Raw genomic sequence first — 23,999 nt, forward strand, 5'->3', positions numbered from 1 at the left:
ATTTAAAAAAATACTTACTAAATTATAAGTATTAAAACAAAAATACTTATTTATATGGTGTATTTTTATAGTTAACAATTTTATTTTTATGTTCTAAACAAATAATAAATTTTATCCTATATTTTTTTATATTTGTGATATATTGGATATTATGTAGGATATGTTATAGAATAAAACTATCTTCTAGCATGTAAGGGGGACGTTTTTCTTATTGTATATTATGACGAAAAATAGGTATTTATTTGATTTTTTTGTGTTTTGGCAATTTTATAGAATAATTTAATTGACAAAAAAGATTTTTGTACAATATGAAACCCATGTGCATGAGATCTTTATATTATGAATATATGCACTATATCTCGATTTTGAATTACTCGATTTTAAATTAAAGGAAACAAGAATGGAACATCGTCCAGTCTTAGAGACTGAAAGCAATTTAGTTATTACATTGGTTGCTGATATTGTTGCTGCCTACGTGAGTAATAATTCTATTCGACCGACTGAAGTGCCAAGTTTAATTGCTGATGTCCATGCTGCTTTTCGTAAAGCAGGAAATCTAGAGCTAGCAGAAGTTGAAATTGAAAAACAGAGGCCTGCTGTTAATCCAAAGCGTTCAGTATTTCCTGATTATCTCATTTGCCTTGAGGATGGAAAGAAATTTAAATCTTTAAAGCGTCATCTCATGACACATTATGGAATGTTACCAGAGGAATATCGTGAAAAGTGGCAATTAGACAGTTCTTATCCTATGGTAGCGCCTAATTATGCAAAAACACGATCAGCTTTAGCCAAAGAAATGGGTCTTGGACGTAAAAGCAAGCGGAAAAAAACTAAATAATTATATTTTGCGAAAAAATAGTTTCGTGTGTAAAATTGATTTTTAGTATACATGTTTCCTGTGAAGCCTTGGTATGTATAGACCTTTTTAAAGGAGAGGTTATATATAACTTTCGTTACGAATCCGTTTGATCATTGATTTCAGACCATTTGATCGTTGTGGTGTAAGATTTTCATTTAAACCAAGTTTTTCAAAAAGTCCGTGAGCATCAGAATTGCGAATTTCAGAAGCTTTTTTTCCTGAATAAAAAGCTAGAAGAATGTAAATGAGTCCACGCACAATATGGGCATCGGAATCACCTTGAAACGTTAATATTGGATCTTCTGAATTATTACGTGAAGATAAAAGCCACACTTGGCTAACACAACCACGAACTTTGTGGGCATCATTTCGAGCATTTTCCGGAAAAGGTGGAAGTTCGTAGCCAAGCTCAATTACATAACGATAACGATCTTCCCAATTATCTAGAAGCGAAAAGTTTTCTATAATATTATCGATTGTTTCCGCCATCATCTTAATCCTGTTTCATTTTAATCATCATGTTAAATACACTTATTGGATAGATAAATATTTATTATCCTAATACAAATAACATGAGGAACGTTAAAAATTCCTATTTCAAGATAACATTGTATGGTTGTGTAAGAATTATTTTACTTCCATTTTGCGAGAAGCGTTTGGGGAAGGCTCTGTATTATTTTTGTTGCCTAATATGTGCCCAAAATACTCATAAGCAGCTCTTGCACCGTAATATGCGCGTTCTCCAAGTAAACTTAAAAAGGATTTTCCTACTTTGCAGGTTTCTATATTACGGTCACAAAATGCGCCTAAGTCATTTAAGGCTTCCTTAAAAGCAATAATCACATCGCTCGTTGTTGTCTCATTATTTTTGGGGCTAGAAGAATGGTTACTGCTTGGATCTGCTACAAAAAATGAAATAATGACAAAAATAAAAAATAAAAGAAATGATAATTTGATTAAAAAACGTATCATGGACAATCAATGTACGGCAGTGGTAAATACAATAAAAGAAGCATTTTATACACTGTTGCTTTATAAACAATTTATAAAATGTGTTTTTTATAAAATTGAGTATTCATGTATTGGAGCTATATAATTGGCTTTTTTTATAAATATGACACAATTCCTCTGTATAAAATAGTATACATTGTCTATTCAGTAAAAAATTAATATCAAAATTATACACTTACAGGCTGATCATGTTAATGAACATACTATGGTAAAAAATGAGAGATATAATCATGTTATGTACATACTTATTTTAAATAACAATTTACCATCTTAGCTTAGTTGAAAAAGCTAAAAAGAGTAAAATTCTGTTATTCTGACTTTAATAGTGATAAAATATTTACATTATCTCTAAAATTTTTACGAGCACATCATCAACATGATCAATAGGTCGATCAAAAAATTAAACAATTGTTTCATCTCTTATAACTCCATCTCCAGATCTCAAGGCAAGTTTTTTTATAACATTGTAAATCAATTTAATTGATATAAAAGTAGCTACACTAAAATATAATAACCTTAAGAGACCAGTATTCTCACCAAACCGTTTACAGAAAAGTAACCCTATATATGTAAATTGTAAAGAATATAATGACTCTTATCTTTTTAACGTTATAGAAGAATAATCTCTAACTTGTTTTTAAATAATAGGCAAACATCTGCGCCAAAAATGAAGAATAACGTGATATTATTATTGAGATGATTATATGTGATAATGCAGTTTGCAAACACTAAAATGATCTTGAACGTTAATCATTTGATGTTCTCTTTATACATATTAAAGATTTGTAAAATCTGAAATTAATAAAAATTGATAAGAGCTCTTGTTGATTGATCAACTTATACATTGATAGAATGAAGCTGCTTATTCTAGGAGTTTGAAAGGAAAAAACAATAATGTAAATGCATTTCTCTCTAGCGAAAAGTAAAACTAATTTGCATTCGTTTCTTTGTGAAACATAAACGCAACTGAAAATAAAAATGATGACAACAAAACGAAAGACGTTTCGAAAAAAAACTGTAAAACGCCGTAAATACTCTAGTAGTATCGTTATCACACTTCTTCTTACAATTTTTCGTTTCATTTTTTGGAGTATAAAAAATCTTTATTTCTATACACGAAAAAATACTTTATTTTTTGTTGGGTCTATTCTTTTTACTATTAGTTTTTTATTTGTTTCATTTAATGCTTTATTTTTGCAAATGACAATGCATCAAGATATTTTCACTCGAATGAAGTTTTCCTCCGCTCAAAGTATAGGGAAGAGCTCTATTTTATCCGAAAAAGAAGCAAGATCACAAGAACTCTCTCGTATGACTTCTCTACATTCTCAAAGTCATAACCACAAAGATTCACCTTTACCCCCTCAATCAGCAAGAATGCTGGAAAAGCAAAAAGAACTCGCAAAATTAGGACTTTATGATGGACCATTAGATGGACTGGAAGGACCTAAAACACGCCGTGCGATCACTTTATGGAAACAACAAACTGCTCAGAAAATGCAAAACAATGTTTTACCTCATCCTACAACAGATGAAATTGCGCTATTAATTAAGCAGAGCGAAATAGAAATGGAAAATAAAACAAAAAGAAATATAACACACTCAAAAGAAGCTGTTTTAGAGCCTTCTGTTGAAGATATTATACGGGTACAAAAAGCTTTACATATTTTTGGTCATGAGGAGGTTATTGTCACAGGAATAGAAGATCAAAAGACGATAGAAGCCTTAAAACAGTTTCAAAAAATGTTTGATCTTCCTGTAACTGGTAAAATTAATCATACAATTTTAATAAAAATGCGTGAAATTGGTTTATTAAATTGAAGCTAATCATCAACATTATAAAACAATCTCTTGATTTATAATGATAATTTTCTTGTTGAATACCCTCTCCGAATACAAAAAAATTCCTTCATCTCAAGCCCTCTTATATTAAATCAATCAGGGGCATCTTCTTACACATTACATATTGAGCCATACAATTTATGGCAAGGGGATCGAGGCTTCTAGCAGAAAAAAGAAATCATTGCGAGAAAACAAACGCGTTTATTTTAAAATTTCCAATGCTTCAGATGATAAGGACACGCGAAATTCTATTGTAGCATCACGCTTTCCTTTTATATTCTCGAGCCAAGAATTATCCAGATATCCCCATCAATCTGATCTCACATAACGCAAAGAATTTGTGTACCTGTAAGAATAAGCAAACGCTAAGTCAAATTGTATCATTGTTATCGTTTTACTGAGTATCTAGACAAAAGACGGAAACCTCTTTCCAATCCATTGCTGGTCTATTTTGCATTTTATGGAGTTGTTTTTCTCAGAAAGTATGTGCTTTTGTTGTTGCCTGTAAATCAACATCAAAACCTAACGCTGCAGTATGTTTGAAACAAATATTAAGGTGGTTCAGTGCTTTTTCTGCTGTTGCAGCTTTTGGTATGCCAGATGGGAGAAAAAGTATTGCATATCTCTGTTTGCCTAATCTCTGAAACGAGGAGGCAGCCTAATTGGGGGAGAATATGAAGTTTTAAAAATAGAAACCACTTCTCACCTTTACCATTTTCTCTTAATTTTGCTTTACGTCTTTCAAAAGCATCTAAAGCAATGTTCTTTTAGATAATGGAGATGACGCATTGCTTCACGCTTTTGTTTCTCACTTTCTTTAATGAAGTCACGTCCCTTCATGTAAAACAGAACGCTCCAAACCAAATATACTTGAGTTGCACATTCACGTGCTTTCTTTAAAGAAACAACTCTCAAGGCATCCAAACCTATTTCACAATGATATGCGTGAATGGTATAATAATAAACCCACTGTGCGCTACCATCTTGACGCTTGAGCAAACCCGCACCATCCACTTTGCCTCTAATGTTGCTCCAACTCTTGGTACTTGAGACAGTTCATTATAGGCATTGTTTAGTCTTTTCTTTAATGTTTTCCCCGCATACATCGATATTCCTTATGTGAAAGCGAATGATTTTGACTGATTCAGCATGGAATAAATTTGAAATGAGAGAATCTTATGATATTCAAAGCTCTCATTCAAGATGAGAAATTAAATTTATTATTATAAATCAATTCTTTGTATAATTATGATATTCCTTCATAAATGTAAAAGATGGTAGCGCACAGTGGATTTTATAAACTCTGAGGGTATAAACTTACGAGAAACTTTACGTAATTCCATTCCACGAATACCAATGTGAAATGAGTTTTGCACTGAGAAATGTTTCTTCAAAACAACAGATGAATGTGCAAAACAAATGCATTTGTTTTGAGTGCTCTGTTTTGCGTGAAGAGAGTTCATAACCCTATTAAAAAGAAAACGTGTAAATTGACTGCACAATAACACGTTTCTCTCTATCAAGAGGTTCGTCAATAGAACGTGTACTAATAATACATCTTTGTCTATCCTGCTTTATATTTTCTCTCATAAACCTCTAAAAAAACACTTTCTCGCGGAACACAACTTATCGTGCATTTTAGAAGCATTTTTATTCCCTTTATTAAAGAAAATAAAAAAATATATAAAAATTTATTTCTGTAATAACTATACAATAAAAAATATTAACCCATTACATCCTTTTTGCTATTGCGGCCTGAGCTGCTGCTAAACGAGCAATTGGTACTCGAAAAGGAGAACACGAAACATAATCTAGGTTATTTTCTTCACATAAAGCAATAGAGGCAGGATCGCCTCCATGTTCACCGCAAATTCCCAATTTTATTTTTGCACGCTTTGAGCGTCCACGCTGTGCAGCAATGGTAATAAGTTCCCCTACTCCATCACGGTCAATAGATACGAAAGGATCTTGCTCTAAAAGACCTTTTTGAAAATAGGTTGCCAAAAAAGGAGCAGCATCATCACGGGAAATCCCAAAAGTAGTTTGTGTCAAATCGTTTGTTCCAAATGAAAAAAATTCAGCAGTTTCAGCAATTTCATCTGCTCGAAGCGCTGCCCTTGGAAGTTCAATCATCGTCCCAACCATATATTGAATAGTACCTCCCTTTTCTTTCATCACTTCCTCAGCAACCTGATCAATACGCGCTTTTACAAAATCGAGTTCAGATTTAAGCGCAACCAATGGCACCATAATTTCAAGCATAACAGGAGATCCAGATTTTTGGGCAGCTTCTGCTGCTGCTTCAAAAATCGCCCGCGCTTGCATTTCTGCAATTTCAGGATAAGTAATAGCTAAACGGCATCCTCGTAATCCAAGCATAGGATTAAATTCGTGTAACTGCTGAGCACGTTCAGCAAGCACTTCAGCAGAAACCCCCATAGCTGTTGCAACATCAAGAATTTCTGCTTTCGTTTTAGGCAAAAATTCATGGAGTGGCGGATCTAACAAACGAATGGTAACAGGTAAACCACACATAATTTCAAATAGTTCACTAAAATCTGAACGCTGCATTGGCAAAAGCTTATCTAGTGCTTTACGACGACCACTTTCATCATGACTTAAAATCATTTCACGCATGGCAACAATACGTTCTCCAGAAAAAAACATATGCTCCGTACGGCAAAGACCAATACCTTCAGCCCCAAAAGAACGCCCCATACGGGCATCAGATGGCGTCTCAGCATTGGCGCGAACTCTTATACGTCGCATCCCATCAGCCCATTCCATTAATTTTGCAAAGTCTCCGCAAAGCTTAGGCTGCAACATTGCAACTTTCCCTTTGAAAATTTCCCCACTTCCACCATCAATCGTGATAACATCGCCTTTTTTAAAGCTTTCTCCTGAAGCAAATAGCGTATTTGTATTATAATCAATCCGCACACTACCAGCACCAGAAATACATGGTTTTCCCATTCCCCGCGCAACAACAGCAGCGTGACTTGTCATGCCGCCACGCGTTGTTAAAATTCCTTCTGCAGCATGCATACCATGAATATCTTCTGGGCTTGTTTCCACACGGACCAAAATAACTTTTCGCCCTTCTGCCGAAACCGTTTCTGCCTCTTCCGAAGTAAAAACAATTTCACCCGTTGCTGCTCCAGGAGAAGCAGGTAAACCACGTCCTATAACAAAACGCTCTGCTTTGGGATCAAGTGTTGGATGTAAAAGTTGGTCAAGTGACTTTGCATCAATACGCATTACCGCCTCTTCACGGCTTATTACCCCCTCCTCAACCATTTCAATTGCCATCTTGAGAGCTGCACGAGCCGTACGTTTTCCCGAACGAGTCTGCAGCATCCATAATTTACCTTTTTCAATGGTAAATTCGAGATCTTGCATATCCCGATAATGCTGCTCAAGCTTCTGCGCGATCTGACATAACTTCAAAAAAGCCTCAGGCATAATTTTTTCTAAAGACGGCTTATTTGAACCAGCAACAATACGCGCATTTTCTGTAATATTTTGAGGCGTTCGAATACCCGCCACAACATCTTCTCCTTGCGCATTAACTAAAAATTCACCGTAAAGTTCTTTTTTTCCTGTCGATGGATTGCGTGTAAAAGCAACACCTGTTGCCGAATCTTCACCCATGTTGCCGAAAACCATAGCTTGCACATTAACTGCCGTTCCCCAACTTTCAGGAATGCTATGTAAACGACGATAAGTGACTGCGCGTGCTGTCATCCAACTTGAAAAAACGGCTCCAATCGCCCCCCATAATTGCTGTTCAGGATCTTGCGGAAAAGGGATTCCTAATTTTTCTTCAATATATGCTTTATAAGAAGCAATAACATGTTTCCAATCATCTGCTGTCATTTCTGTATCAATAGTGTAACCATTGCGTTCTTTTGCCTCATCAAGAATCTCTTCAAAATAAGAATGGTCTACCCCCAAAACAACGTTAGAATACATTTGGATAAAACGCCGATAACTATCATAAGCAAACCGTTCATTATTAGCTTGTAAAGCAATAGCTTTTACAGTCTTATCATTCATGCCAAGGTTAAGCACTGTATCCATCATTCCTGGCATAGAAGCCCTAGCCCCTGAACGAACAGAAAGCAAAAGTGGTCTTTGCTCATTACCAAATTCACGTCCTGTTTGTTCACCAACGCGTCTTAATGCTTGCTTAACAGATTCCTGTAGCTCTTCTGGGTATGATTTGTCATGTGCGTAATAAAAATTACAAACTTCTGTTGTCAGAGTAAATCCTGGCGGTACGGGCAAACCAAGATTACTCATTTCTGCTAAATTAGCCCCTTTACCTCCGAGAAGATTACGCTCGCTTGCACTTCCTTCTGCGTTTCCATCTCCAAAACTATAAACCCATTTTTTCATTGTACAAATCCTCCCATATCAGCATCAAAACACCATTCAACCTAGGCTTAACTTAAATGATTCAAAATCGGCGAAATAAAAAAGATCGCTTCATAAATGCATAATACCTAATCTTCTTAAAAGAGATAATGACCACATCACCATCTATCTTCTAGAAGATTAAGATTCAGTTTTTAAGAAAACTATCAATCACCGAAAAAAAGTCTTCTACTTTCATAGCACCTTCATATTTATTACCATTGATAAAGAACGTAGGCGTTGCTGTCACACCAAGTTCTTTACCACGCTCAAAAGATGCATTCACTTCATCTAAAATGGTCTGATTTTTCAAACACGCCGTAAAACTTTCATCTGTAAAACCCGCCATTAAGCTAATTTTTTTCAATGGTGTCAGAGCATCTTTTCCCCAAACCCACTCATTTTGTTTTTGAAATAAAACTTCTATCAAAGGGAAATAACGATCTTCTGGTGCACACCGTGCTAACATAAAACCTGCTGTTGCCCGAGGGTCAAAAGCATAATCGCGGAAAATCAGTTTCACTTTTCCTGTTTTGATATATTTTTTGCGAATTTGAGGAAGTATATCATTGTAAAAATGTGCACAATGAACACATGTTAACGAAGCATACTCAACAATGATGACTGGTGCATCCGCCTCTCCCTCAAAGCGATCCTTTACTTTACCCGTTTGAAGAAGCTCAGCCATATCAACTGTTGCCACTGGTTTGAGATCACGCGCTAAAGCAACTGTTACACTATTTTGTACAATCGTTATGAAGAGAAAAATTATCCCGAAAGATAAAAAAGAACGAAATTTTACCATAAATAATACTTTTCTGTTGTTATTAAACGAATAGGAATCCAATGCTTTCTCATATATTAAAGAAAAATATATAAAATATCTTGCTATTTATTATTTTTTTCCGAAAAAATGCAACAGCCAAGTTTATAAAGTGATTGGCGTAAACTTTTATCTTCAATTCCTTCAAGCATTTTCTCCACGCATTTTTTGTCTTGTTCACTCAAAGTCGGCTTTAGAGGCAAATGATTCATAAAAACCGACAGACGCCTTTGTTCAATCTTGATGCGATCAATAGCAATATAGCCAAAAAATCCATTAATTTTATGAAGAAATTCCTCTGTTTCATGCATCAATTTCAACGCCGCAAATCCTTCACATGCGACAACAAGTGTTGCTGGCTGAAAAACTTCATCTTGATCTGCACGACGTTTCCAAATAATTTTAAGCGGCATTGTATGTTCACTGATATCATGGCCCACAATTTGTGGCCAATGCTCTATAAGCTCTACATTTAGCCCTGTCCGTTTGCGCAAAACGGGATCAAGTATTTTGAATACCGTCTCAGAAAGAGAATAAAAGATATGTTTTTTTAGTTGTTTTCTCATTTTTAGATCATTTTTCAACCATTTACTTAATTACAATAATTTGTTTTATCTAAAAATAATTGCCTCCCTAATTTATAAAATATCAACAAAATAAAAATCCACTCCTCACCAGGATCTCAACAATAAAAGAGCAAAAAAAAGAACTACAAAATAAATATTTTTTCTTTTGCATTTTACATCTCTCTATGCTTGAAAACAATCATGTATGAAATTTCTTCGCACCTCCTTTCTTGGTACGATCAAAATCATAGAAACCTCCCATGGCGGATTACCCCCGAAGAGCAAAGACAAGGTATCCGTCCTGATCCTTATCAGGTTTGGCTTTCTGAAATCATGCTGCAACAAACAACCGTTGAAACGGTTAAGCCCTATTTTAAAAAATTTCTGAAATTTTGGCCTGATCTTCCTTCTTTAGCAATAGCCTCACAAGATGATATTATGAAAGCATGGGCTGGACTTGGTTACTATTCACGCGCACGTAATCTTAAAAAATGTGCGAGACAGCTTGTTGAAAACTACGCAGGACAATTTCCACAATCTGTAAAAGAATTGCGAACTCTAGCCGGTATTGGAGAGTATACTGCCGCAGCCATTGCCGCAATTGCTTTTAACCATCCTGTGGCAGTGGTTGATGGTAATGTCGAACGTGTAATAGCGCGCCTTTTTGCTATCGCTTCAATATTACCAAAAGCAAAAGCTGAAATTAAAGAAAAAACACAAAAAATTACTGCTTTAAATCGTCCTGGTGACTTTGCTCAAGCAATGATGGATTTGGGAGCAACCATTTGTACTCCACGCAAACCATCTTGTTATATCTGCCCTCTTCAAAGTTTATGCAAAGCGGCAAAGATGCAACAACCGGAGTCTTTTCCAGTTAAAGCCCCTAAAAAAGAACGCCCTTCAAAAACAGGTAGTGCCTTTGTGGTTCTTAATAAAAATAAACAAATTTATTTGGAAAAACGACAGACGCAAAAACTCCTTGGTGGAATGACCCAAATTCCTAACAATATTGATATAAACAACAAAAATGGGCTCCAAAACGCCCCCTTTCCTGCCAATTGGCAATTCAAAGGGCAAATTACGCATGTTTTTACTCACTTTTCTCTAAAACTCGATGTCTACTATACTGAAGATATTCATGAAATGAATTGTGAAAATGGTTGGTGGTGCAACATTCAACATCTTGCCAAAGAAGCGCTCCCTACTGTTATGAAAAAAGCCATTTCCGTAGCACTTCCCAATTCTTTCAAATTTAAATAACCTTGTTTATTCGTAAACATGTTTGCTAATGGAGACTTTTGTATCCCTAATGACCATTTCTTAATCTTTACAAAGAAAAATTTAAACACGTAGAATGTCTCATTTTTTCTATCAATGAGAATTAAGAAGGAATAGAAATCTTAGATTTAAATTTCAGGATCTGTCCTTTGTTCGCTTATGAAGAAGCAAGTCGGCACCATCGTTATATTTACCCACCCCCTACGACACCCTTGGCACTTGAAACGGTTCATAAGAGGTACTTTTAGTTCTTTCTTTAACAATTTTTATTCACACGCCAACCCCGCTTATGACATACAAGTAAGTAATTTTTATTGATTCAATATGAAACAGGTTTGAAATAAGAAAGTTTGACGACATTAGGGGAAAATTTAATATGAATAACGCTAAATTAACTTGATAAATCAATATATTTTACGCACTTTACAGATGTACGTATTACCTTAAAAAAGCACTTAATTTTTAACTTCTGAATGAGCCTTTTAATTCTGATATTTCATTTTTATAAGATTATATTGAAATTTTACTATTTTGGAACTAAAATCAGAACATAGAGTAGAAATTTCTCGTTTTAATTTTTTCTACAAGAAGCGTAAAAATACTCGCTTGCCGCTTACAAGCGAGGTGAGTGTTTCAATACAAAGCATCTAAGAAAAGCATAAAACGCGCTTACATCCATCCCAATCAAGATCAAGTATACATTGGTGGTTAATAGAATGAAGCGATCAGCTTAGTTCATAAAATACCCGTTTTTAACATTTGTGAACGTATGATCATTCTTAAATGATCTATGGACTTCAACCGTCCATTTTCCTCATAATACCAAAATGTCCAACCATTACAACTCTGCGAATCTTGAGCCTTTCTTCCCATTGCGTGAATTGAGCCCGCTTCACCACCATGCATAATCGTACCATCAGCTCTTACAATAGCTGATACTTGCTTCTTACGATCATAAAGAGCTTCTCCAGGATAGAGTAAACCTGCTTCAAGCAAACTGTTGAATGCTACTCGAGGTTCTGCTTTTTTTCTATCCAAAATCGCTAGTTCTGGTTGCGCTAAAGGTTGAACTGCCGCAATTCTTTCACATGCTGCATCGATGTAATCTTGCTCGCGTTCAATCCCAACAAAATCACGCCCTAAAAGCTTGGCAACAGCACCTGTTGTTCCCGAACCAAAAAACGGATCGAGAATAACATCACCAGGTTTACTAGAAGCCATAATAATACGCGCTAATAACGCTTGCGGTTTTTGTGTTGGATGTAATTTACGCCCTGAATCATCCTTTAAACGTTCAGCTCCAGTGCAGAGAGGGAAAAGCCAATCTGAACGCATTTGTAGATCTTCATTTGCCGCTTTTAAAGCATCATAATTAAATGTATACTTTTTATCTTTTTGATCTCGCACAGCCCAAATAAGTGTCTCATGAGCATTTTGAAAGCGTCGCCCTCGGAAATTAGGCATCGGATTATTTTTGCGCCAAATAATATCATTGAGCATCCAAAAACCTAAATCTTGTAATGCCGTACCAACTCGAAAAATATTATGGTAAGATCCGATAACCCAAAGCGTTCCATTAGGTTTTAACACACGACGACAAGCAAGCAACCACGCACGGGTAAAAGCATCATAAGCAGCAAAACTCTCAAACTGGTCCCATGCATCATCAACCGCATCAACAAGCGAATGATCTGGACGATATAAAGCACCATCCAATTGCAAATTATAGGGTGGATCCGCAAAAATCATATCAACGGAATGTTTTGGAAGTTTTTCTAAAACGGAAACACAATCTCCTTTAAAAATTTTATTGCGCCATGGCGTCTGAGAGGGATTACGAACGAAATCTTTTTGAAGCTGAATAACTGTCATGAAAAACCCAACAAAATGAACTGAATTTGCCCTATAATCAACCAAAATAGTTTATAGGCCCGCTTTACCAATCCATATTTACAAAATAGAGTAAACGTATCGTTAAAGTTCCGAAAAATTGATTATTCTTTTTTGTTTTTTTAAAGTAAAAAAACTTCCATATGAATGAATTTTTCTTTTTTCAATATACTGTTCCTCTATCTTTTATTGCGTAAAATGAATAAGAATCATTTTCAAAATATATTTTTATGAAATAAGGTTCTCTCAATGTCGTTTTCATGAAAATTGTTCATCTCGTAACATGTAAAGGAATATCTTATGCCTCAAATAGATCTTATTATTTTTGATTGTGACGGTGTTCTCGTCGACTCTGAATATCTTGCAGCAAAAATTGGATCTCAATTGCTCAAACAAACAGGATATGAAATCTCACCTGAAGAATTGAGCGAACGTTTTGCAGGGCTTATCTTTCGCGATATTCTTAAACAAGTTGAACAGGAAACAGAAAAACCAATTTCTGCTCATCTCATAGATCAAATGACTGATATTTTTCGTACACAAATAAAAACTGAATTACGTGCTCTTGATGATGTAAGAGAAGCAGTAGAAATTATTCAAACACGCTATCCCTACTGTATCTGCTCTAATGCAAAGAGCATCGATATAAAAGAGATGCTCACCACTGTTGGTCTCTATGAACTTTTTGAAGGTAAAATATTTTCTGCACCTGAAGTTGGAACAAAAAAAACCAAACCTGCCCCTGATGTTTTCCTTTTTGCCGCAAAACAATTACAAGTAGAGCCTCAAAACACTATCGTTATAGAAGATTCAATTCATGGTGTACATGCCGCCAAAGCAGCAGGAATGCGTGCCATCGGCTTTACGGGAGGATCACATAGCTATCTTGGCCACTCTAATGCACTTGCAGAAGCTGGTGCAGAAACGGTTATCGCAAAACATGCTCATTTAGGAGAAGTCTTAGAAGCCATGGCAGTATGGCGAGATTTATTATAAAAAAATCTCTTAAATATATCAGTTTATAAACTCTCGTAAGAGGTATTTTTGCCAAAATATCCTCTCCTTCTCACTCCTCCTCTTTTATAAGACCTTCAATAAATGTGTGATTCACAACCCAAATCAATTGCATCTCAATGCAAAGAAAAAAATATGGCACCTCATTGAACAACCATAAGTCAACTAACCATTGCACATGCTTAAAAAGAAGCAAAAAACAAGAATGTGAACTCTTAGAAATCAAAACCTGCTTATCTATCTCAAATCCGATATCCTACTCCCAATCTCAGCAGCCCATCCTGATAAATTATGAGATTTGTCAAAAAAGGAATATTACAACTCCTTACCGATAAGATGTGAAAATCGCTATGCCTCCTTCATCTGATCAAAGAAATCACATGCCATAGTAAAATTGTATGGTATGGGCGCCTTAATCATGGAGAAACATATTAAAATTCGTATAACCTATGGAACACAAGAGTTTGTTGAAAACAACAAAAGCACCCCTGCTGAGTTATAAGGGCTTATACTTCCTTAATCTAAATTTAGTAAACTTGTTAAACGTTTATTTATATTGCTGTTTAAACAATATTTTAACTGCATCAATAAGTCCTGCCTCTCTGAAATTACAAAAGATAAAGAAAAGACATCCTAACAAAAGGGTGTGATTACATAGGAAAATTCCATACCACGCAATTGATAAGCAATATATTGATTTACAACAATAAACTAGCATTATTTAAATTAAAAAAACAAATATCTTAAGAAGCTCTCATTTCAAATCTGGATATGTTGAATCAATGAAAAATAAGGAATTAAAATGCCTCTTAATGAATTATTTCAAGTGCCAAAGACTGTGTTGCAATACGAGGAACGCGCAAAATGTATGATGATGCCATTTTTCTCCTTTATAAACGTAAAGATGGTGATGCCCTATGACTTTTATATTATAGGGGGTTATCATTATACTGCCCCATACTATAAAAATCATAAGACATCATTATGAAATAGGCTTAAATTCCTTGAGAAAGGTCTCTTTAAAACAAGCGCGTAAATATGAAACATATAATAGTATTGGATGATGTAAAGAGATAACAGCAAGCTTCAAAATTTTTTGAGAGCACTTCATAGACTTTTTTAATAGGCAATGAAACCAAACCTTTTGGAAAACAATCCAACTTTTTAAAAATACTCTTTCTAAAAAACAAAAATATCTCTTCAGGTTGGATAGAAGAAAATGTTGAAAAATATTATCCCTTGCTGATCTTTCGGCACGCATAAATATGTCTGAATTGATATTCTTCTATACACTGTCTTGCACCGTGGTAATGCTGTTCACCTTAGTGAAAAAGATGAAAGATAATATCATTTATCTCTATCCAACTCACACTCTACTTCACACTATAAGAGAACTGTACATCTTTTAGGATCTATAACATAAAAGTAGATATAATTAAGCGAGGAGTAAGCAATAGCATTATGTCATCATGATATAATTAAACATAACTATTGAATAAACCATCTACAGAATACATATTCCATAATAATAACTATTTATAACACTCCTATAGCGAACAAAATTTATAGAACTTCCCTTAAGACATTAATTATTAAGAATATCTTCATCAACACATCACCATTTTCATATATTTTTATTACAAAATAGATAATAAAAATAGACTTTATAGATTTATTTCATAAAAATTTTAATCAATTGTATTGTATCTAAATGTATTAAAATAATATCAATTATATTCATTATATTATCTTATTAAGACTCATTAAAAATAATATTAAGATTTTTTATAATAAGATACGATATTTAGGTATTATTTTATATAATTATATCATAATGAAATATTTAAAATATATCTTACAATATTATAAAATATATTAATACTATATGACAATTATAAAATAACATATAGTAATACATATATAAACGCTAAAAAATATTTTTTGTAATTATTAGTGTTACTTTTTTACAATAATTTTTATAAAAACTATCGTTATATTTTTAATATGTGTTTTTAATATTGACTAAAAATACATAATGACATATGGTTGTTCTCTATAAAGTAAATTATGTACACATATTGTATATTTAATTGTATATCCAAATTAAAAATATTTGAGGTAAAGTTATGGTAAAAATATTTAAAAGTTATGTCTTAAGCATTTTTATAACAAGCGCTTTTTTTCTTTCACAAACCATAAATGTTAATGCAAACTATTTAAAAAAAGAGGCTCCAAAAGAAGAGTGTTCTGTTGTCCTAATGGAACAAGTAAAGAATGTGAAATCTGACGCAGTTTCTATGACTGCTTTCCATGTTCCATCTGTAAGTTATAGAACAGAAAATGGGACAACCTTTGAAGGAAAAGTTGAAAAGGTTGTTGAGCCTATGACTATAGGAATGGGACTATTGTTCGCTGGATATGCAATGAGTTTTATAGGATCGATAATAAGTTGGATAAAGGACATAGTATTGATGTTTAAATAATTCAATCTCGTCTATAACTCTAGAATAATAGCTTCATTATGAATCGATAATTCATTGCAAATGATTACATAATGAAGCTTATTTTTCCATGAAATATAAATGTTGTAGATTATATCCAAATATCCAAAATATAAATTTACGCATATATATTGAATAGTATAAAATATTTGAGGTAAATTATGATTAAATTGTTTAAAAATCATATGTTAAGTATTTTCATTATGTCTGCCTTTTCTCTTTCACAGATTATAAATGCGCATGCAGGCTATTTGCAAAATAATACTCATGGTGAGAATATTTTTGTTTCTGCAATAGAGCAAAAAAAACAAGATGCAGTCCATACCGTTTCTCTCTATAGCCCCTATCTAAATGGTGGAGTGGATAATGAAACTACTATTGAAGGAAAATTTGAAAAAATCGTTGAACCTCTTACACTCGGGACTTTTGGTATTGGGATGGCTCTTGGTTATGCATCAAGTACGGTAGGTATGTTTTTAGGATGGATAATCAGCAAAATAATATACTATTTTAAATCTCGTTAAAATTGAAATTTCATAAGCATAAGATCTTCTCATATAAAAGATAAACTGTAGATACATTCTGTTTTTATCTATTATTAATGATAAAAAAACTAATGAATTATCACATTAAGAATGAAGAAATCTTTAAATACTTCTGTTTCTCTCAATGGGCACTAATTCTGTCAATGTATCAATTTATCCTAAAACAACAGTAAAAGTATTGGAGGTAAATGATGATTAAAGTATTGAAAACTTACGTATTAAATATTTTTATAGCGGTCGCTTTTTTGCTTTCACAAGTTATAAATGTTCATGCCAATCATTTGAAAAATGATGCTCAATGGGAAGCTGTTTCTTTCATAGAGCAAGGGGAAACAAAAACGATCAATATAGCTGCTCTTTATGTACCGAGTTTCACTCATAAAACAAAAAGTGAATCTGCCATTGAGGGAAAATATGAAAAAGTATTTGAACCCATTACTCTAGGAGTTTTTTCTACAATGGGAGCTTTGGGGTTTGGATTTTTGACCGGATCTGTTATGTCCATATTTAGTGCGATAATCGGATGGGCAATAGGAAAAATTAAAGGCAAATAATTCAAAGCTGCTCAGTTATTTGTTCTATTTTTAATAAGGGTATTTTACAGCCTGCTTCACATCATTTGGCAGGCTGTTTTTATGCTTTCTATGGATAAACTTTAGGTTCCCATATGTATAGCACAAATATAATATCTATTAGTATACAAAATGATCAATTAAACTCAATAAAGATTATTTAAAATATCCATTTATGCACGAAATGTCATAAATTTACCTTATAAATCCTCCAGTATGAATCCCAAAATGTATCAGCTCAACATTCATTTTAGAAGATTTATTTTTCATAAAGTATAAAAGCATAAAATAACTATGAACAATTGAATTTTACAAAAAAGTTATTCAATAAATACTATTCTATATATTTGATTTCATTATTGAGGAAGGTACATAAGTGAAAACATGCTGTAAAATTTATAATAGAAAGAAATTTTTCGACTATAACAAATTTTCTGTGAAAATGTGACGTTTATATCTCAAAAATAAAAATGCTTAAAACTATTTCTTTTCATTATTGAGTTAAAAAGAAGAAAATAAACTTCTATCCATTTAATAATTTAAATATTATGAAAAACGTGAAATGAATAACTGCATCAATTTGCCAGAAATAAAAAAGGATAAGACTTATGAAATATATCAGCACGAGAGGTGAATCTCCTGCTTTAAGCTTTACGGAAACTATCATGACAGGGTTGGCGAGTGATGGTGGACTTTATCTTCCAGATAAATTTCCGCAATTATCATTTGATGCGTTACGAACACTTCGTGGACAATCCTATACAACAATTGCTAAAACTATTCTTTGGCCCTTTGTGAATAACGAGATCGAGTATACAGCCTTTGAAAATATGATCGCTGAATCTTATGCAACCTTTCACCATCCAGCAATCTGTCCATTACGACAAACTAAAGCAGATGAATTTATCCTTGAACTCTTTCACGGACCTACTTTAGCTTTTAAAGATGTCGCAATGCAGTTTCTTTCTCGGCTTATGGATTATATTTTGACTAAAAAAAATAGACGTGCAACGATTGTTGCTGCAACATCGGGTGATACAGGGGGTGCTGCAATACAAGCTTTTGCTGGAAAAGAACATTCAGATATTTTTATTTTATTTCCTAAAGGACGAGTCTCACCTGTTCAACAAAGGCAAATGACAACCAATCAAAGTATAAATGTTCATGCTATTGCTATTGAAGGAAATTTTGATGATTGCCAAGCTCTTGTTAAAGCAATGTTTAATGACCACAATTTTCGTAAAAAAACAGCGCTTTCAGGTGTTAATTCTATAAATTGGGCGCGTATCATGGCGCAAATTGTTTACTATTTTTCATCCGCACTTTCCTTAGGTGCGCCTGATAGAGCTGTTTCATTTACTGTTCCTACTGGAAATTTCGGTGATATTTTTGCAGGTTATGTCGCTGCTCGTATGGGATTACCCATTGCTCAACTGGTCATTGCAACGAACGATAATGACATCCTTGCACGTACATTGACCAGCGGTACTTACGAAACACAACCAATCGTCCATACAACATCACCTTCTATGGATATTCAAGTCTCGTCTAATTTTGAACGTTTACTCTTTGAAAGTAGCAATCGTGATCCAATGTGGATTCGCAATGCAATGGAAAATTTGAAAAAAATGGGGGTCTTTTCTCTTGATGAAAAACATCTCAAAAATATTCGTTCCCTATTTTCCGCTGGGACAAGCAACATGGATGAAACAGCACAAACAATTGATAGTGTCTATAAGGAAAGTGGCTATCTTATTGATCCACATACAGCTGTCGCCCTTAAAGTAGCGCGTGAAAACAAAAAACAGCATATTCCAATGATCGTCCTTGCCACGGCTCATCCAGCCAAATTTCCTGATACTCTCAAAAGTGCTTGTGGACTTCATGCCCCATGGCCCCCCCATCTCAATGATGTAATGGAATGCGAAGAACACTTTATAAGTCTTGCTAATGATGAAAAAATAGTAAAAAATTATATTTCTTTAAAATCGCGTGCATCTTATTAAAGTTAGCAGCATTAATTTAAATCAAGAATATTCTAATGCCCTTAACAATGAGGTATTTAGCTTTTTAATGGAGTTGTAAATACATGGATGTAGATATCTGTCGCCTAAATAATGGTTTGACTATCGCCACACATACAATGCAACAAATTGATAGTGTTGCACTCGGAATATGGGTTAAAGTGGGCTCACGCAATGAAACCTCCACACAGCATGGTATTGCCCATCTACTTGAGCATATGGCTTTTAAAGGAACCGAAAATCGTAGCGCTTTTCAAATTGCAACCGATATTGAAGATGTTGGCGGTGAAATTAATGCCACAACCAGTATTGAAACAACAGCTTACTTTGCACGTGTACTTAAAAGCGATATCCCGCTTGCTATCGATATTTTAGCCGATATTTTGATGCATTCAAAATTTGACGAAGATGAACTAGAACGAGAAAAACAAGTCATTTTTCAGGAAATTGGTGCTGCCCATGACACTCCTGATGATATTGTTTTTGATCACTTTACAGAAACAGCCTTTCGTCATCAATCCCTTGGTCGCTCTATTTTAGGAACATCTAAAACTATTCAATCATTTACCTCTGCTGATCTCCATGATTTTATCAATAAACAATATAGTGCAGATCGTATGATTGTCGTTGCAGCTGGAGCTGTAAAACACGAAAGTTTCTTGCGAGAAGTTGAAAGTCGTCTTGGTACTTTTCGCTCTCATTCAACCGCACCTCTTATTAATCTTGCAAATTATGTCGGCGGCGACTTTCGTGAGTATCGTGATTTAATGGATACACAAGTTATTCTAGGGTTTGAAGGGCGTGCTTATCACGCACGTGATTTTTATGCAGCCCAAATTCTTTCAATTATTCTTGGTGGTGGTATGTCCTCACGTCTTTTTCAAGAAGTAAGAGAGAAACGTGGATTATGCTATTCTATTTATGCTTTTCATTGGGGATTTTCAGATACTGGGCTTTTTGGTGTTCATGCAGCTACTGGACAAGAGGGGCTCAAAGAGCTCCTTCCTGTGATTCTTGATGAACTTTCCAAGGTCAGCAAAAATATTCACGCCAATGAACTTCAACGAGCACAAACACAATATCGCGCTAATCTTGTAATGTCACAGGAAAATCCCTCTAGTCAAGCACATCTCATTGCACGCCAAATACTCCTTTACGGTCGCCCCATTCCAATATCGGAAACAATTGAACGCCTCAATCTCATCACTCCTACAAGATTAACTGATTTAGCGCATCGTCTTTTTACAAATTCCACTCCAACACTAACCGCTGTAGGACCTGTAGGACCTCTCATGAATTTTGATGATTTAACGTCAACTCTTTCATACAAGCTAAAATAAAAAACTACTTTTCAAAGCAGCATCACAATAACATAAACATATTTTATCATAAAATTTACCACAAAAGCCCTCTTCATTAAATAAGTTTTGGAAATAGTGGGCAAAGAGGTGTACAAAACTACCCAATTCATACTTCATGTGATAAAGATTCTAATCAGTAAAGGTATATCCGTGAAATCTAGAAATTCATGGTTTAGCTTTGCCCTTTTAAAATATAAAACTCCATTCGCTTCAAGTTCCATTGAAGCAAGTGGGTATGTGGTTTATTTATATATAAAATCATATAACTTAAGAAAAAGTGATAACAATCTATTATGTAGATAAATTGTAAAAGGTGGGCGGTGTTTTTTCTCAAAAATCTAAATGAAAACTAAACATCCTAAAATATTGAGAGTCGGACATTGTGAAGAGTTTGCGTAAAATAATTGACATCATTTTCATTGTAATCGTTAGTTCTTTTGTCCATCTTACATCAGCACAAGCAATTGAACCAGTTAAAATTTCTTCTCAGGATGCTGCTCTTGATCTCTCAAAAGCAATTGAAATTCACCATACAAATAACTCTATTTTTCAAACAAGTACAGCGCCAGGACCAGATGGTATTGTGTGGCGTATTGAAGTGCAGGCAAAAAGTGAAAATTTTTCCGGAAATTGGGCCGTTTTTTCTCTTGCAAATCCAACAGATGAACAAGTTGATCGTCTCATCGTTGCTCCCCATTACCGTATGGCGCGTTCTGGATTTTTTTGGCCAGACCTTGGGTCAGCAAGAATTCAATCCATAACACCAAGCGAAGGTTTTTCTCTCGATCGTCAACCGAGTGCAAACTCTGATATCTTTCGTATTACCCTTAATCCTGGTGCTGTTGTTACATTTGTAGCCGAACTTAACTCTGCAAATCTACCGCAAATCTATTTATGGCAACCTGAAGCTTATAAAGATGCAATTAATTCTTATACGCTTTATCATGGTATTCTTCTTGGTATATCAGGTCTCTTAGCGCTTTTGTTAACTGTTCTCTTCGTCGTCCGTGGGACAGGACTATTTCCTGCAACAGCGGCTGTCGCTTGGGCAGTGCTTTTTTATATTGGTATTGACTTCAACTTTTTAAATAAATTCTTTGCAGTTACACTTACAACACAGCCAATCTGGCGTGCTGGTACAGAAGTAGCACTTGCCGCTACACTCTTCATTTTTCTTTTTACCTACCTCAGCCTTAATCGCTGGCATTATCATTTTAGTTATGGTGCTATCGCTTGGACCATTGCCCTTTGCAGTCTAGGAGCCTTTGCTATTTATGATCCAATCAGAGCCGCTGGAATTGCGCGTTTGTCTTTTGGTCTTACCGCTGTTCTTGGTATCATGTTAATCATCTATTTCTCAATCAGAAGCTATGACCGCGCAATTATGCTTATTCCAACATGGCTGCTCATTAGCTTTTGGTGTGTTGGAGCTTATGCCTGCATAGCAGGACATTTAAACAATGATATTATCCAGCCAGCATTAGCAGGGGGATTAGTGCTTATTGTTCTTCTCATTAGCTTTACTGTCTTGCAACAAACTTTTTCCAATGATGCTTTTCATGAAGGAATATTTTCCGACCTTGAACAACAAGTACTGGCAGCAAAGGGAGCTGGAAATATTATTTGGGATTGGAATATAGAGCGTGACCGCATTGTTGTCCATCCAAACATGGCAACCCTTTTTGGTACTGAAATTCATAATCTCAATGGACCTATGCGCAACTGGATTTCAGCCTTGCACCATGATGATCGTGAACGCTTTCAAGCCATATTGGATATCATTCTTAAAAATAAAAAAGGGCGCATTGATCAAATTTTTCGGCTTTCTTCTGGGGGGGGGTATTATCATTGGTTTTCTCTTCGCGCACGTCCAGCTATGCAAAAAGATGGAAAAATCACCCGTGTCATTGGAACTATTGTCAATATTACAAATCATAAAAAATCTGAAGAACGCTTATTGCATGATGCAATCCACGACAGCTTAACCGGACTTCCTAATCAACAAATTTTCTTTGATAGACTACAAAACTATACCTCTTTGGCTAAAGCAAATATCAAAATTAGACCAACCGTCTTTATGATTGATTTTGATAATTTTCGCCAAATTAATCGCAAATTAGGTATCGCTGTTGGAGATACTGTACTTCTTATAATCGCACGTCGTTTAAATCGTCTCATTAATTTTCAAGATACCTTATCGCGCCTTTCAGCAGACCGCTTTGCAATTATTTTACTCAGTGAAACTGAACCACAAAAAATTGCAGCATTTGCAGATCATTTGCACAAAACAATTTCCGCTCCTATTTCACTTTCAGAAAATAAAATAATCCTTTCAACATCTATCGGATTGGTTACATGGAGTGAAAGTCGATCAACTGCTAAAGATATTTTTAATGATAGTGAATTAGCAATGATTCGCGCAAAACAAATGGGTGGAAATCATATTGAACCTTTTCGTCCTAATTTTCGCACTCTGGGTCTCGAACATAATACTCTGGAAAAAGATATTCATTATGCCATAAGACGTAATGAGATGAAAATCCTTTACCATCCTATTCTGAATTTATCAGATGGACATATTATTGGTTTTGAAACAATTGTAGAATGGCATCATCCAACTTATGGAAATTTAAATGTCTCTGATTTCATAAAAATCGTAGAAAACGAACAAATTGTTATGGATTTGTCACAATTTATCATCGATAATGCCATTATCGATCTTATAAATGTACAAGAAAAATTTTCCCAACAATCTTTCTTTATTTCAATTAATTTACCAAGCGCAGAAATGCTTCATCCTCGTTTTATTAGTCAATTGCGTGCCGCTTTGCTTCGCCATCCGCTTCACAAAGGACGCTTAATGATTGAAATATCTGAATTTGTCTTAAGAAAAAATCCTGAACAATCAGCGCACTTTCTTGAACAAATTAAAATACTTGGAATGAATCTCGCACTCGATAATTTTGGAACAGGTTATTCGTCACTGACCTATCTTGTACGTTATCCATTTGATATGGTTAAACTTGATCGCTCACTTATCTCAATCGACTCTCTCAAGAAGAAACTTGTTCTCAAGTCTATCATTAATATGGCAACAGATCTTAACTTGCAAATTATCGCGGAAGGTGTAGAAAGTGAAAAAGAAGCGATCTTCCTCCGTCAAGAAGGCTGTAAATATGTTCAAAGCACACTTGTCACGAAACCAATTACCATAGAAGAATTAATCACTCTCGTTCAGAGCCATTTCCCTTATAAAATAAAAACATAAGGAATAGAATAACATGTAAAGTTAAAAAA

Annotated in this window: 16 protein-coding genes and 1 pseudogene; 10 read left to right on the plus strand and 7 right to left on the minus strand. The window is 34.5% G+C overall.

What is annotated here, in order from left to right:
- Window positions 1-400 precede the first annotated feature (400 nt).
- Window positions 401-838 carry a MucR family transcriptional regulator gene (locus ACFIMQ_RS02700; protein WP_375607792.1) on the plus strand — a complete coding sequence of 146 codons (438 nt, stop codon included), beginning with the start codon at window positions 401-403 and terminating at the stop codon, window positions 836-838.
- A gap of 99 nt (window positions 839-937) precedes the next feature.
- Here ACFIMQ_RS02700 and ACFIMQ_RS02705 read toward each other — a convergent pair whose 3' ends face one another.
- Window positions 938-1,348 carry a SufE family protein gene (locus ACFIMQ_RS02705; RefSeq protein ID WP_375607835.1) on the minus strand — a complete coding sequence of 137 codons (411 nt, stop codon included), beginning with the start codon at window positions 1,346-1,348 and terminating at the stop codon, window positions 938-940.
- Window positions 1,349-1,486: 138 nt separating this feature from the next.
- Window positions 1,487-1,831, minus strand: coding sequence for a DUF5330 domain-containing protein (locus ACFIMQ_RS02710; RefSeq protein WP_375703334.1), 345 nt, complete (start codon window positions 1,829-1,831; stop codon window positions 1,487-1,489).
- 1,020 nt (window positions 1,832-2,851) lie between these two features.
- Here ACFIMQ_RS02710 and ACFIMQ_RS02715 point away from each other — a divergent pair.
- Window positions 2,852-3,691, plus strand: coding sequence for a peptidoglycan-binding domain-containing protein (locus ACFIMQ_RS02715; RefSeq protein ID WP_375703386.1), 840 nt, complete (start codon window positions 2,852-2,854; stop codon window positions 3,689-3,691).
- A gap of 139 nt (window positions 3,692-3,830) precedes the next feature.
- Here the strand turns inward: ACFIMQ_RS02715 and ACFIMQ_RS02720 are convergent.
- The 4 genes and pseudogenes from ACFIMQ_RS02720 to ACFIMQ_RS02735 form a co-directional block, all read right to left on the minus strand.
- Window positions 3,831-4,738: pseudogene (locus ACFIMQ_RS02720) on the minus strand (integrase); the annotation flags it as partial.
- A 705-nt stretch (window positions 4,739-5,443) separates the two neighbouring features.
- On the minus strand, window positions 5,444-8,110 hold the full coding sequence (ppdK, locus tag ACFIMQ_RS02725) for a pyruvate, phosphate dikinase (RefSeq protein WP_375703335.1): 2,667 nt from the start codon (window positions 8,108-8,110) through the stop codon (window positions 5,444-5,446).
- Window positions 8,111-8,276: 166 nt separating this feature from the next.
- Window positions 8,277-8,933 (minus strand): DsbA family protein, encoded by a 657-nt coding sequence (locus ACFIMQ_RS02730; RefSeq protein ID WP_375703336.1) that lies wholly within the window; start codon window positions 8,931-8,933, stop codon window positions 8,277-8,279.
- 83 nt (window positions 8,934-9,016) lie between these two features.
- Entirely contained in the window at window positions 9,017-9,517 is a 501-nt protein-coding gene (locus ACFIMQ_RS02735; protein WP_375616033.1) for a DUF721 domain-containing protein, read from the minus strand.
- Between the two features lie 201 nt (window positions 9,518-9,718).
- Here ACFIMQ_RS02735 and mutY point away from each other — a divergent pair, with 201 nt between their 5' ends.
- Window positions 9,719-10,777, plus strand: coding sequence for an A/G-specific adenine glycosylase (mutY, locus tag ACFIMQ_RS02740; protein ID WP_375703337.1), 1,059 nt, complete (start codon window positions 9,719-9,721; stop codon window positions 10,775-10,777).
- A 753-nt stretch (window positions 10,778-11,530) separates the two neighbouring features.
- Here the strand turns inward: mutY and ACFIMQ_RS02745 are convergent.
- A complete protein-coding gene (locus ACFIMQ_RS02745) occupies window positions 11,531-12,667 on the minus strand; it encodes a site-specific DNA-methyltransferase (RefSeq protein ID WP_375703338.1) in 1,137 nt (378 codons plus the stop codon).
- 318 nt (window positions 12,668-12,985) lie between these two features.
- Between ACFIMQ_RS02745 and ACFIMQ_RS02750 the strand changes: the two genes are divergently transcribed.
- The 7 genes from ACFIMQ_RS02750 (at window position 12,986) to ACFIMQ_RS02780 (ending at window position 23,970) form a co-directional block, all read left to right on the plus strand.
- Window positions 12,986-13,681: an HAD family hydrolase gene (locus tag ACFIMQ_RS02750; protein WP_375703339.1), complete on the plus strand. Its 696-nt coding sequence runs from the start codon at window positions 12,986-12,988 to the stop codon at window positions 13,679-13,681.
- Window positions 13,682-15,825: 2,144 nt separating this feature from the next.
- Window positions 15,826-16,182, plus strand: coding sequence for a hypothetical protein (locus ACFIMQ_RS02755; protein ID WP_375703340.1), 357 nt, complete (start codon window positions 15,826-15,828; stop codon window positions 16,180-16,182).
- A gap of 221 nt (window positions 16,183-16,403) precedes the next feature.
- Window positions 16,404-16,724 carry a hypothetical protein gene (locus ACFIMQ_RS02760; protein ID WP_375703341.1) on the plus strand — a complete coding sequence of 107 codons (321 nt, stop codon included), beginning with the start codon at window positions 16,404-16,406 and terminating at the stop codon, window positions 16,722-16,724.
- Between the two features lie 212 nt (window positions 16,725-16,936).
- Complete coding sequence (locus tag ACFIMQ_RS02765; RefSeq protein ID WP_375616163.1) at window positions 16,937-17,299, plus strand: hypothetical protein; 363 nt, start codon at window positions 16,937-16,939, stop codon at window positions 17,297-17,299.
- A gap of 626 nt (window positions 17,300-17,925) precedes the next feature.
- Window positions 17,926-19,323 (plus strand): threonine synthase, encoded by a 1,398-nt coding sequence (thrC, locus tag ACFIMQ_RS02770; RefSeq protein WP_375616028.1) that lies wholly within the window; start codon window positions 17,926-17,928, stop codon window positions 19,321-19,323.
- Between the two features lie 83 nt (window positions 19,324-19,406).
- Window positions 19,407-20,681, plus strand: coding sequence for a M16 family metallopeptidase (locus ACFIMQ_RS02775; protein WP_375703342.1), 1,275 nt, complete (start codon window positions 19,407-19,409; stop codon window positions 20,679-20,681).
- Window positions 20,682-21,084: 403 nt separating this feature from the next.
- A complete protein-coding gene (locus ACFIMQ_RS02780) occupies window positions 21,085-23,970 on the plus strand; it encodes an EAL domain-containing protein (protein WP_375703343.1) in 2,886 nt (961 codons plus the stop codon).
- Window positions 23,971-23,999 lie beyond the last annotated feature (29 nt).

The sequence above is a fragment of the Bartonella sp. AD13SXNS genome (assembly GCF_042196465.1).
GTDB lineage: Bacteria > Pseudomonadota > Alphaproteobacteria > Rhizobiales > Rhizobiaceae > Bartonella.

Bases quoted from the DNA above. Each gene is read 5' to 3' on its own strand.
- ACFIMQ_RS02700 (WP_375607792.1), top strand. From the start codon at position 401: ATGGAACATCGTCCAGTCTTAGAGACTGAAAGCAATTTAGTTATTACA.
- ACFIMQ_RS02705 (WP_375607835.1), bottom strand. From the start codon at position 1,348: ATGGCGGAAACAATCGATAATATTATAGAAAACTTTTCGCTTCTAGAT.
- ACFIMQ_RS02710 (WP_375703334.1), bottom strand. From the start codon at position 1,831: ATGATACGTTTTTTAATCAAATTATCATTTCTTTTATTTTTTATTTTT.
- ACFIMQ_RS02715 (WP_375703386.1), top strand. From the start codon at position 2,852: ATGACAACAAAACGAAAGACGTTTCGAAAAAAAACTGTAAAACGCCGT.
- ppdK (WP_375703335.1), bottom strand. From the start codon at position 8,110: ATGAAAAAATGGGTTTATAGTTTTGGAGATGGAAACGCAGAAGGAAGT.
- ACFIMQ_RS02730 (WP_375703336.1), bottom strand. From the start codon at position 8,933: ATGGTAAAATTTCGTTCTTTTTTATCTTTCGGGATAATTTTTCTCTTC.
- ACFIMQ_RS02735 (WP_375616033.1), bottom strand. From the start codon at position 9,517: ATGAGAAAACAACTAAAAAAACATATCTTTTATTCTCTTTCTGAGACG.
- mutY (WP_375703337.1), top strand. From the start codon at position 9,719: ATGTATGAAATTTCTTCGCACCTCCTTTCTTGGTACGATCAAAATCAT.
- ACFIMQ_RS02745 (WP_375703338.1), bottom strand. From the start codon at position 12,667: ATGACAGTTATTCAGCTTCAAAAAGATTTCGTTCGTAATCCCTCTCAG.
- ACFIMQ_RS02750 (WP_375703339.1), top strand. From the start codon at position 12,986: ATGCCTCAAATAGATCTTATTATTTTTGATTGTGACGGTGTTCTCGTC.
- ACFIMQ_RS02755 (WP_375703340.1), top strand. From the start codon at position 15,826: ATGGTAAAAATATTTAAAAGTTATGTCTTAAGCATTTTTATAACAAGC.
- ACFIMQ_RS02760 (WP_375703341.1), top strand. From the start codon at position 16,404: ATGTCTGCCTTTTCTCTTTCACAGATTATAAATGCGCATGCAGGCTAT.
- ACFIMQ_RS02765 (WP_375616163.1), top strand. From the start codon at position 16,937: ATGATTAAAGTATTGAAAACTTACGTATTAAATATTTTTATAGCGGTC.
- thrC (WP_375616028.1), top strand. From the start codon at position 17,926: ATGAAATATATCAGCACGAGAGGTGAATCTCCTGCTTTAAGCTTTACG.
- ACFIMQ_RS02775 (WP_375703342.1), top strand. From the start codon at position 19,407: ATGGATGTAGATATCTGTCGCCTAAATAATGGTTTGACTATCGCCACA.